9 protein-coding genes are annotated in these 10,962 nt (G+C 65.4%); 8 read left to right on the forward strand and 1 reads right to left on the reverse strand.

Features of this window, described 5'->3' with window-relative positions:
• The 5 genes from AS93_RS0112980 to AS93_RS0113000 all read left to right on the forward strand — a co-directional run.
• Nucleotides 1-598 (forward strand): malonyl-ACP O-methyltransferase (locus AS93_RS0112980; RefSeq protein WP_027591017.1); only part of this gene is annotated, 598 nt, incomplete at its 5' end.
• The gene (bioD, locus tag AS93_RS0112985) at nt 598-1,284 is read left to right on the forward strand and encodes a dethiobiotin synthase (RefSeq protein ID WP_027591018.1); all 687 of its coding nucleotides are present in this window, start codon (nt 598-600) and stop codon (nt 1,282-1,284) included. The genes AS93_RS0112980 and bioD, both read left to right, overlap by 1 nt.
• A gap of 132 nt (nt 1,285-1,416) precedes the next feature.
• Nucleotides 1,417-3,222, forward strand: coding sequence for a phenylacyl-CoA dehydrogenase (locus AS93_RS0112990; RefSeq protein WP_027591019.1), 1,806 nt, complete (start codon nt 1,417-1,419; stop codon nt 3,220-3,222).
• A 147-nt stretch (nt 3,223-3,369) separates the two neighbouring features.
• Entirely contained in the window at nt 3,370-4,677 is a 1,308-nt protein-coding gene (locus AS93_RS0112995; RefSeq protein ID WP_027591020.1) for a GGDEF domain-containing protein, read from the forward strand.
• A gap of 117 nt (nt 4,678-4,794) precedes the next feature.
• Nucleotides 4,795-6,573, forward strand: coding sequence for an acyl-CoA dehydrogenase C-terminal domain-containing protein (locus AS93_RS0113000; RefSeq protein WP_027591021.1), 1,779 nt, complete (start codon nt 4,795-4,797; stop codon nt 6,571-6,573).
• An 81-nt stretch (nt 6,574-6,654) separates the two neighbouring features.
• Here the strand turns inward: AS93_RS0113000 and AS93_RS0113005 are convergent, their stop codons facing one another.
• On the reverse strand, nt 6,655-7,299 hold the full coding sequence (locus AS93_RS0113005) for an endonuclease (protein WP_037009234.1): 645 nt from the start codon (nt 7,297-7,299) through the stop codon (nt 6,655-6,657).
• Between the two features lie 585 nt (nt 7,300-7,884).
• On the opposite strand from AS93_RS0113005, the gene AS93_RS0113010 reads away from it, so the two are divergent.
• The 3 genes from AS93_RS0113010 (at nt 7,885) to AS93_RS0113020 (ending at nt 10,716) form a co-directional block, all read left to right on the forward strand.
• Complete coding sequence (locus AS93_RS0113010; protein WP_027591023.1) at nt 7,885-8,883, forward strand: DctP family TRAP transporter solute-binding subunit; 999 nt, start codon at nt 7,885-7,887, stop codon at nt 8,881-8,883.
• 68 nt (nt 8,884-8,951) lie between these two features.
• Complete coding sequence (locus AS93_RS0113015) at nt 8,952-9,428, forward strand: TRAP transporter small permease (RefSeq protein WP_027591024.1); 477 nt, start codon at nt 8,952-8,954, stop codon at nt 9,426-9,428.
• Nucleotides 9,418-10,716, forward strand: coding sequence for a TRAP transporter large permease (locus AS93_RS0113020; protein ID WP_027591025.1), 1,299 nt, complete (start codon nt 9,418-9,420; stop codon nt 10,714-10,716). Before AS93_RS0113015 ends, AS93_RS0113020 begins: the two co-directional genes overlap by 11 nt.
• The last annotated feature ends 246 nt before the right edge of the window (nt 10,717-10,962 follow it).

The raw sequence follows: 10,962 nt of genomic DNA on the forward strand, positions 1-10,962 counted from the left end.
GGCCGCGCGCTATCCGCAGGCCGACGGACTGGCGCTGGACATTGCCGAGGGCATGTTGCGCCACGCCAGGCCGCTGGGGGGCGCGCGGCATTTCCTGGCCGGCGATGCCGAGGCGCTGCCCCTGCGTGACGCCAGCTGCGAGCTGATCTTCTCCAGCCTGGCGCTGCAGTGGTGCGCGGACCTGGCGGCGGTGCTCGGTGAGGCGCGGCGTGTGCTGCGCCCGGGTGGTGTGCTGGCCTTCTCCAGCCTCGTCGAAGGCACGCTGGGCGAACTGCGCGAGAGCTGGCGGCAGGTGGATGAGCGGGTGCATGTCAATCGCTTCCGACATTTTGCGGACTACCAGGTGCTGTGCGCCGGCAGTGGCCTGCGTGTGGTGCACCTGGAGCAGCGCCCGTTGGTGCTGCATTTCGCCGATCTGTTCGCGCTGACCCACGAACTCAAAGCGCTCGGCGCGCAGAACCTCAATCAGGGCCGGTCGACGGGGCTCACCGGGCGGGCGCGTATGCGCGCATTGGCCGAGGCCTACGAGCGCTTCCGTCAGCCGCAGGGACTGCCGGCCACCTACCAGGTGATTCATGCCGTGCTGGAGAAGTGCTGATGGGTCACGCCTTCTTCGTTACCGGCACCGACACCGACATCGGCAAGACCACGGTTGCTGCTGGCCTGCTGCACGTCGCGCGCCGGCAGGGCCTGAGCACGGCGGCCGCCAAGCCGCTGGCCTCCGGCTGCCAGGCGAGCGCGAAAGGGCTGCGCAACGCCGACGCCCTGACACTGCAGGCCGAGTGCGATCCGCCGCTGCCCTATGCACTGATCAATCCCTACGCCTTCGAGCCGGCCATCGCGCCCCATGTGGCCGCGCGCGAGGCGGGCGTGGACCTGGACGTTACGCAGCTGGCCGCCGCCGTGCAGCGGGTGCTGGCGCACGGCGCAGACTTCACCCTGGTGGAAGGCGCCGGTGGCTGGCGCGTGCCGCTGTCCGGCGAGGTCTACCTGTCCGATCTCGCTGTGACGCTGGGGCTGCCGGTGATTCTGGTGGTGGGAATGCGCCTGGGATGCCTCAATCACGCGCTGTTGACGGCCCAGGCCATTCGGGCGGATGGTCTGCATCTGGCAGGCTGGGTGGCCAATCAGGTCGACCCGCACATGCCGCGTCAGGCCGAAAACCTGCAGGACCTGCGGGCGCGCCTGGATGCGCCGTGCCTTGGATGGGTGCCGCACCTGGCGCCTGCCGACGCCGCGCAGGTGGCGCAACACCTGCGATTGGAGGGGTTGGTGGAGCGCTGAGCGCACATTGGTCCTTGTGGGAGCAGGCTTGACAAGCCAGGGAGCTAAACGTAAGTTTCAAACAACTGTTTGAGCGTGCGTGGTTGTGTCGCAGCTCGCCACCCCAAAGACCTACTGCAGAGGTTTACCGCAATGCCCGACTACAAGGCCCCCTTGCGTGATATCCGTTTCGTTCGCGACGAGCTGCTCGGCTACGAAGCCCACTACCAGAGCCTGCCCGGTTGCGAAGATGCGACCCCGGATATGGTCAACGCCATTCTCGAGGAAGGCGCCAAGTTCTGTGAGCAGGTCATCGCTCCGCTGAACCGCGTCGGTGACCAGGAAGGCTGCAAGTGGTCGCCCGAAGGCGTGACCACGCCCACCGGTTTCAAGGAAGCCTACCAGCAGTTCGTCGAAGGTGGCTGGCCGAGCCTGGCCCATGACGTCGAGCACGGCGGTCAGGGTCTGCCGGAATCCCTTGGCATGGCGGTCAGCGAAATGATCGGCGAGGCCAACTGGTCCTGGGGCATGTACCCGGGCCTGTCCCATGGCGCCATGAACACCCTGAGCGCCCATGGCACCCCCGAGCAGCAGCACACCTACCTGACCAAGCTGGTGTCCGGCCAGTGGACCGGCACCATGTGCCTGACCGAGCCGCATTGCGGCACCGACCTGGGCATCCTGCGCACCAAGGCCGAGCCCCAGGCCGACGGCACCTACAAGGTGACCGGCACCAAGATCTTCATCTCCGCAGGCGACCACGACATGGCCGAGAACATCGTCCACATCGTGCTGGCCCGCCTGCCCGATGCCCCCGCGGGCACCAAGGGTATATCGCTGTTCATCGTGCCGAAGTTCCTGCCTAACGCCGAAGGCGAGGTGGGCGAACGCAACGCCGTGTCCTGTGGCTCGCTGGAGCACAAGATGGGCATCCACGGCAACGCCACCTGCGTGATGAACTTCGACGGCGCCACCGGCTTCCTGATCGGCCCGCCGAACAAGGGCCTGAACTGCATGTTCACCTTCATGAACACTGCGCGCCTGGGTACCGCCCTGCAGGGTATCGCCCACGCCGAGATCGGCTTCCAGGGCGGCATCGCCTATGCCCGCGAGCGTCTGCAGATGCGCGCGCTGACCGGTCCGAAGGCGCCGGAGAAGGCCGCCGACCCGATCATCGTGCATCCGGACGTGCGCCGCATGCTGCTGACCATGAAGGCGTTCGCCGAAGGCAACCGTGCGATGCTGTACTTCGCCGCCAAGCAGGTCGACATCGTGCAGCGCAGCCAGGACGAGGAGCAGCGCAAGGCCGCCGACTCCCTGCTGGCCTTCCTGACCCCGATCGCCAAGGCGTTCATGACCGAAACCGGTTTCGAAGCAGCCAACCATGGCGTGCAGATCTACGGTGGCCACGGCTTCATCGCCGAGCACGGCATGGAGCAGAACGTGCGCGACAGCCGGATCTCCTGCCTGTACGAAGGCACCACCGGTGTCCAGGCCCTCGACCTGCTGGGTCGCAAGGTGCTGATGACCCAGGGCGAAGCGCTGAAGGGCTTCACCAAGATCGTCCACAAGTTCTGCCAGGCCAACGAAGGCAACGACGCCATCAAGCACCTGGTCGGCCCGCTGGCGCAGATCAACAAGGAGTGGGGCGAGATCACCATGAAGGTCGGTATGGCCGCCATGAAGGATCGCGAGGAAGTCGGCGCCGCGTCGGTGGACTACGTCATGTACTCCGGCTACGCCTGCCTGGCTTACTTCTGGGCCGACATGGCTCGCGTGGCCGCCGAGAAGCTGGCCGCCGGCACCGACGAGGAAGGCTTCTACAAGGCGAAGCTGCAGACCGCGCGCTTCTACTTCGAGCGCATCCTGCCGCGTACCCGCGCGCTGGTGGCCACCATGCTGTCCGGGGCCAACAACCTGATGGAAATGGCTGACGAGGACTTCGCACTGGGCTACTGATCGCTCAGCGCGTGACCCTTGTGACTGAAGCCGCCGGGCCTGTGCCCGGCGGCTTTTTTCTGGCGCCGGAAAAAATGACAGACTGGCCACCAGTGAAAAAAAGCCATCATAATGGCAGCTATTTTTCTGGGTCTTTGCGAGGCCGTTTTGCCGAACTTCTCTGCCTATCGGGCAAGTCATTTCCTGCCATCCGTGCTGATCATTCTGGCTGGCGTGGCGCTGGGCTTCTGGCTGGAGGGGGAGGGTTTTCTCACCGTTCTGCTGGAAGTCCTGCCCACGTTGCTGGCGGTGCTCGGCGGCGCGCTGTGCCTGTTCTACGGGCGTATGCGCCAGGCCATGCTGCTGGTGGTGGTCTATCTGGCCTATCTGGCGCTGAATGGGGAAGTCGAGCACTTTCGCGAGCACCGGGCGGTCAGCGACTACACCGAGGCCCAGCTGGCCTTCCACCTGACCAGCCTGCTGTTGCCGTTGCTCTATGGCCTGTATGGCGTGTGGTCCGAACGCGCGCAGCTGCTGCAGGACCTGGTCGCACGCAGTGCCGTGCTGCTGGCGCTGCTCGGCGTGGCCGGCGGCATGGCGCTGCGCTACCCCGATCCGCTGTTGCAGTGGCTGAGCCTGGTGCACTGGCCCGCGCTGCACGCCCAGTGGATGAAAATGGTGCAGTTGGCCTATCCGCTCTTCGCGCTGGCCTTTGTCGGTCTGCTCATCCAGTACCTGCGTCAACCGCGTGTGCTGCATGCGGCCCAGCTGGTGGGCGTGCTAGGCCTGTTCTGGATGGTGCCGGAGATCTATGTGCGGCCTTACGCACTGGCCGCCATGAGCAGCATGGTGCTGCTGGCGCTGGTGGTGGCGGTGGCCCACGAGGCCTACCAGATGGCCTTCCTGGACGAGCTCACCGGGCTGCCGGGCCGGCGGGCGCTGAATGAGCGCCTGGGTCGGCTGGGCCGCAATTACGTGATCGCCATGACCGACGTCGATCACTTCAAGAAATTCAACGATACCTACGGCCATGACGTGGGTGACGACGTGCTGCGCATGGTGGCCAGCCAGCTGCGCAAGGTAACCGGCGGCGGTACCGCCTACCGGTACGGTGGCGAGGAGTTCACCGTGCTCTTTCCGGGCAAGAGCCTGGCGCACTGTCTGCCACACCTTGAGGTGCTGCGCCGCAACATCGAAAACTACCAGATGGCGCTGCGCGATAAGCAGAGCCGCCCGGAGGATCCGGCAAAGGGCCGCCAGCAACGGGGCAGGGCAAGCAAGAGTCCGTTCGTCTCGGTCACCATCAGCATCGGCGTCGCCGAACGCGATACGGAGCGCCGCGAGCCGGAGGAGGTGATCAAGGCGGCGGACGAAGCGCTCTACAAGGCCAAGGGCGCCGGACGCAACTGTGTGGTCTCCTACGAACAGAAACCGGCGCGCGCCACGCGCGGTCGCAAGACGGCGGCGCGCTCGTGAGTGACTGGGATTGACTTGGTGGTCACCAACTGACGCTACATGTCTTTAGAGTTGTTCGGCTAGACTCGCGTTTTCTTCGTTCCCGGCCTTTGCGGTCATCGTTGAATCGAGGTTTACATGGCTGATTACCAAGCGCCCCTGCGTGACATGCGTTTCGTCCTCAACGAGGTTTTCGACGTTGCCAACCTGTGGAGTGAACTGCCCGGCCTGGCCGAGGTGATCGATGGCGAGACCGCCATCGCCGTGCTGGAAGAAGCCGGCAAGGTGATCGCGGGCAGCATCGCGCCACTGAACCGCAGCGGTGACGAAGAAGGCTGCACCTGGAACGAAGGCGCCGTGAAGACGCCCGCCGGCTTCATCGACGCCTACAAAACCTATGCCGAGGGCGGCTGGGTCGGCGTGGGTGGCGATCCGGCGTTCGGCGGCATGGGGATGCCGAAGGTGATCGGCGCCCAGGTCGAGGAAATGGTCAACTCCGCCAACCTGTCCTTCGGCCTCTACCCGATGCTTACCGCCGGCGCCTGCCTGGCGCTCAATTCCCACGCCAGCGAAGAGCTGAAGCAGACCTACCTGCCGAACATGTACGCCGGCGTATGGGCGGGTTCCATGTGCCTGACCGAGCCGCACGCCGGCACCGACCTGGGCCTGATCCGCACCAAGGCCGAGCCGCAGGCCGACGGCAGCTACAAGGTCACCGGCACCAAGATATTCATCACCGGCGGCGAACACGACCTGACCGAGAACATCATCCACCTGGTGCTGGCCAAGCTGCCGGATGCGCCGGCCGGCTCCAAGGGCATCTCGCTGTTCCTGGTGCCCAAGGTGATGGTCAACGCCGATGGCAGCCTGGGTGCGCGCAACAGCGTCAGCTGCGGCTCCATCGAGCACAAGATGGGCATCAAGGCCTCGGCCACCTGCGTGATGAACTTCGACGGCGCCACCGGCTGGCTGGTCGGCGAGGTCAACAAGGGCCTGGCGGCGATGTTCACCATGATGAACTACGAGCGCCTGGGCGTCGGTATCCAGGGCCTGGCGCTGGGTGAGCGCTCCTACCAGAGCGCCGTGGAGTATGCCCGCGAGCGCCTGCAGAGCCGCGCGGCCACTGGCCCGGCGGCGCAGGACAAGGCCGCTGACCCGATCATTGTGCATCCGGACGTGCGCCGCATGCTGCTGACCATGAAGGCATTGAACGAAGGTGGCCGCGCCTTCTCCAGCTACGTGGCTGTGCAGCTGGACATCGCCAAGTACAGCGAAGACCCGACGGCTCGCAAGCGTGCCGAGGATCTGGTCGCGCTGCTGACACCGGTGGCCAAGGCTTTCCTCACCGACATGGGCCTGGAAACCACCGTGCATGGCCAGCAGATCTTCGGTGGCCATGGTTTCATCCGTGAATGGGGCCAGGAGCAACTGGTGCGCGACTGCCGCATCACCCAGATCTACGAAGGCACCAACGGCATCCAGTCGCTCGATCTGGTGGGCCGCAAGGTGGTGGGCAACGGCGGCATCTTCTATGCGCTGTTCGCAGACGAGATCAAGGCATTCATCGCTGGGGCCGATGCCTCGCTGGGCGAGTTCACCGCGCCGCTGAAGGTCGCCGTCAATCAGCTCGATGAACTGACCGCCTGGGTGCTGGATCGCGCCAAGTCCAATCCCAACGAGATCGGCGCCGCGTCGGTGGAATACCTGCAGGCCTTCGGCTACGTCGCCTACGGCTACATGTGGGCGCTGATGGCCAAGGCCGCGCTGGGCAAGGAAGGTGAAGAGAGCTTCTACGCCAGCAAGCTGGGCACCGCGCGCTTCTTCTTCGCGCGCCTGCTACCGCGCGTGCAGTCGCTGAGCGCGGCGGTACGTGCCGGCAGCGAGCCACTCTTCCTGCTTGACGCCGAGCAGTTCTGAGCTGGCGGCAAAGGCTGAATGAAAATGCCCGTATCGTGAGATACGGGCATTTTTGTTTGCCCCCGTAGGTAACCGTGGGACTCAGGGCTTGGCCAATCGCTCGGCCTGTGCGGGGTCGTCGATGAACCGATTGCGGGTGCCTTGCAGCATGGCGATGCGGTCATTGCGGATGCGTTCTGTCTGGTCGGCCGGATCTTCCCGGTGCCAGCGCTGCAGCACATCCAGCGCCAGCGGCAGAGGCAGATCGTACTCGGCATGCATGTGGAAGAGCGCGCGCGCCACATTGCCCTTGGCCGAGGCGGGCGGTTCAAGCAGCTTGAAGCCTGTGCGCAACCCGCATTCGCCGGGCGGTCCATCGCTGGTGACCTCGCCGAAGCGGTCATTGCGCCGCTGCTCCTCCAGCCGCGCCTCGTTCGGGTAGAGGTTGTGCAGGTCGGCGACCATGTTCAGGTAGCGAGGCGTCTGTACTGCACACTGGTTGGTGGTGGTGCAGCGCAGCGCCTGGCGGATCTCGCGGACGCCGTAGATCGCGCTGATGGCCAGCCCCTCGTTGCGGGCGAACGTCTGGCCGCAGAACAGGGTTTCGCCGCCACTGGCATAGAGCTCGGCCCAGAAGGCCTGCTCGGCCTCATCCTGGCCGTGATAGCGGGTCTGTATGGCCGCCACCTGGCCGTAGGCAGGCAAGCCTGTGGCGATTACCAGCAGGGACAGAACGAGGTTGCGCATGTGTCGACCCTTTGATCCTCTTGGCGGGGATCTGTTGTTGTTATGGGGTGTCTCGATTCTGCGCCCCTGTAACGCCTCTGCCCATTGGTAAAGACGGACGCTGCCGTAGGAAAAGGCTTACAAAGTCTGCCGGCATTTGGCGCTGTCGTCCTCGGCTGAGCCTGCGTAGTCTTGCCACCAACGGAAAGCGCGCAGGAAGCGCCAAGAACAAAAAAGGAATTTCCGGACCCCCAGGATGGCGGGTCGAACATGGATGTAAGGATTCAATCTGCAAGCCCCGCGATGCGGGGTTTTCTTTTTTGTGCCATCTGCAGACTCGCCCAGCGCTTTGCGCACTGTGCGTCCCTCTCCCGAAGCGTAGAAATTGCCGGTGGCTTCTGCGATAGTTAGCCGCCTAAGCGCATCCGCTGACCCTGTCGCGAGCCCAAAAAGCCCCAGCGACGCCCCAACGCCTTGTGCGTTACCTTCCCAAGCGTCTACCCGGCGCGCCCAGACGACCTATCCGGTTGTCATCGGATCTGCCATGCCTCTGTAGGCAATGGCTGTTCGCATTCCAACAAAGATCACGATCCCAAGGACGCTCCCATGAAGCTCAGCCGTTGTTTTACGGCGCTGGCCGCTGCCGCCGCGCTGACCGCCGCCTTTAGTGCGCACGCTCGCGAATACTCCGTTTCCACCGTATTGTCCGATGCCTTCCCCTGGGGCCAGGCGGCCAGCAAGTGGGCCGAACTGGTCAAGGAACGCTCCGAAGGCCGCATCACCCTGCGCGTGTATGACAACGCCCAACTGGTCGCCGGCGACCAGACCAAGGAATTTTCCGCCATGCGCTCCGGCCTGATCGACATGGCCGTCGGCTCGACCATCAACTGGTCGCCCCAGGTGCCGGAGCTGAACCTGTTCTCGCTGCCGTTCCTGGTGGCCGACACCGCCGATACCGACGCCATCACCCAGGGTGCGGCAGGCGAGACCGTGTTCAAGGCCATCGAGAAGCGCGGCGTGGTGCCGCTGGCCTGGGGCGAGAACGGTTTCCGTGAACTCTCCAACTCCAAGAAGCCGATCCGCAGCCCGGAGGACCTCAAGGGCATGAAGATCCGTGTGGTCGGCTCGCCGCTGTTCCAGGACACCTTCAGCATCCTGGGCGCCAACCCGACGCAGATGAGCTGGGCCGACGCCAAGCCGGCGCTCACCACCGGCGCCGTGGACGGTCAGGAAAACCCGCTGTCGGTGTTTGACGTGGCGCGCATCGACCAGGTTGACCAGAAGTACCTGACCCTGTGGGGCTACATGGCCGATCCGCTGATCTTTGCGGTCAGCCCGAGTGTCTGGAAGAGCTTCTCCGCCGAGGACCAGGCACTGCTCAAGCAAGCCGCCATCGATGCCGGCAAGTGGGAGATCGAGAAGTCCCGTGCCGAGGAAGCTCAGCGTCTGGCCGCCATCCGTGAGCGCGGCGTACAGGTGATCGAGCTGAGCGCCACCGAGCGTCAGGCGTTCGTCGAAGCCACCGCGCCCCTGTATGCCAAGTGGGAGAAGCGCATCGGCGCCGACCTGCTCAAGGCCGCCCGCGACGCCGTCGCCGGTAACTGAGTAGCGAAGGCGCCCGCCTTCGGTTGTACGTGCCGGCACCCCAGGTGCCGGCCCTTGAGGTTCTAGCTATGAGTCATCGACCGGATGCCAGGCCCGAACGCTGGCTGGCCACCCTCGCCCTGATGGTGATCAGCCTGATCAGTCTGGCCAACGTGGTGGTGCGCTACGTCACCGACGCCTCGTTCGCCTTCACCGAGGAAATCTCCATCTTCATGCTGGTGGTGCTGACCTTCGCCGGCGCCGCCGTGGCCATGCGCCGCAACGGCCACATCCGCATCGCGCTGATCGAGCGCAAGTTCCCACGTCTGCGTGTGCCGCTGATCCTGTTCCAGTGGCTGTGCGGCCTGCTCGTGCTCGGCCTGGTGGTCTGGTACGGCGGCGTGTTCGCCTGGCAGGAATACCAGTGGGAATCCGAATCGCCAGGCCTGGGGCTGCCCAACTGGTGGTACGTGGTCTGGCTGCCGTTGCTGGCGCTGGCCGTGGCCTGGCGCCTGACCCAGATGACCCTGGACCGCCTGCGCGGGAGGCTGAAGGATGAGCCCTGATCTCTGGATGCTGCTGAGCTTCATTGCCTTCCTGGCCTTCGGCGTGCCGGTGGCCTTCGCCCTCGGCCTGGCCGGCGCGGTGGGCATTCTCACCGGGCTGTCGCCGGACATGCTGGCCACCCTGGGCACCAACACCTACAACGGCATCGCCAAGTACCCGCTGATTGCCATTCCGCTGTTCATCCTCACTGGGCTGATCTTCGAGAAATCCGGCGTGGCGCTGCGACTGGTGCAGTTCGCTCAGGCGCTGATCGGTCAGCGGCATGGCGGCCTGGCCGCGGTGGCGGTGCTGGTCTGCCTGATCATGGGCGGCATGAGCGGCTCGGGCCCGGCGGATGCCGCGGCGGTGGCCATGGTGATGCTGCCGAGCATGACCAAGGCGGGCTACCCCAAGCCGTTCTCGGCGACGCTGATCGCCGCGTCGGCATCGACGGCGATCCTGATTCCGCCGTCAATTGCCCTGATCCTGTACTCGATCATCGTGCCGGGCGTCGACCTGCGCGCGCTGTTCGCCGCCGGCCTGTTCCCCGGCATCCTCGCCGGCCTGGTGCTGCTGCTGCCCGCCTGGTGGCTGGCACGCCGCAACGGCTGGGAACCGCCGACCGGCGAGCCCCGCCCGCCGCTGTGGCCGGCCTTCCGGCAGGCGCTGCCGGCGCTGTTCGCCCCGGTGCTGATCCTCGGTGGGCTGCGCAGTGGTCTGTTCACCCCCACCGAAGCGGCGGTGGTGGCGGTGGCCTATGGCATCGTGGTCGGCCTGTGGGTGACCCGCGAGCTGCAGTGGAAGCACTTGTGGGAACTGATCGGCGAGGCGGCGGTGATTTCCGCCGTGGTCATGCTGATCATCGCCCTGGCCGGCATATTCGCCTGGTCCGGCACCCTGCTCGGCACCTTCCGCCATCTGGCCGAGTGGCTGATCTCGCTGTCCGACAACGGCACCGTGCTGTTGCTGCTGGTGATGATCGCGATACTGCTGGCCGGCATGCTGCTGGACGCCATATCCATCTACATGATCCTCATGCCGGTGCTGATCCCGGTGATGCAGCACTTCGGCTGGAACCCGGTGTGGTTCGGCATCCTCATGGCGATGAACATCGCCATCGGCCAGTTCACCCCGCCGGTGGCGGTCAACCTGCTGGTGACCACCGAGGCGGCGAAGATCCGTCTGGAACAGACCGTCGGCTGGGCAATGCTGTTCGTGGCCACCATGGGCCTGGCGCTGCTGATGGTCGCGGTGTTCCCGGAAATCGCCCTGTGGTTGCCGCGCGTGCTGGGTTACGAGCTGGGCTGATGCGGGCTGCGGCGGGGCCGCCGCCGCTTCTGTGGGAGCGGACTTGTCCGCGAGTTTTTCGTGCCGATTGCGGCCAACTGCTCGCGAATAAACTCGCCCCCACAGGGTCTCCCGCCAGGACGTTGCGCAGCCCCCTCAGGCCTTGCGTGCGCCCCAGCCGTCGCTACGCGGTTCGGCCGCCTGGAGGCTGAAGCCGTAACGGCGGCAGGCGGGGCTGTAGAGGCGCAGGTAATGGCCGAACACCCG

It is taken from the genome of Pseudomonas sp. RL (assembly GCF_000647775.1).
Lineage (GTDB): Bacteria > Pseudomonadota > Gammaproteobacteria > Pseudomonadales > Pseudomonadaceae > Serpens > Serpens flexibilis.

Excerpts from the sequence above, each read along its gene's own strand:
- bioD (WP_027591018.1), top strand. The coding sequence starts at position 598 with ATGGGTCACGCCTTCTTCGTTACCGGCACCGACACCGACATCGGCAAG.
- AS93_RS0112990 (WP_027591019.1), top strand. The coding sequence starts at position 1,417 with ATGCCCGACTACAAGGCCCCCTTGCGTGATATCCGTTTCGTTCGCGAC.
- AS93_RS0113000 (WP_027591021.1), top strand. The coding sequence starts at position 4,795 with ATGGCTGATTACCAAGCGCCCCTGCGTGACATGCGTTTCGTCCTCAAC.
- AS93_RS0113005 (WP_037009234.1), bottom strand. The coding sequence starts at position 7,299 with ATGCGCAACCTCGTTCTGTCCCTGCTGGTAATCGCCACAGGCTTGCCT.
- AS93_RS0113010 (WP_027591023.1), top strand. The coding sequence starts at position 7,885 with ATGAAGCTCAGCCGTTGTTTTACGGCGCTGGCCGCTGCCGCCGCGCTG.
- AS93_RS0113015 (WP_027591024.1), top strand. The coding sequence starts at position 8,952 with ATGAGTCATCGACCGGATGCCAGGCCCGAACGCTGGCTGGCCACCCTC.
- AS93_RS0113020 (WP_027591025.1), top strand. The coding sequence starts at position 9,418 with ATGAGCCCTGATCTCTGGATGCTGCTGAGCTTCATTGCCTTCCTGGCC.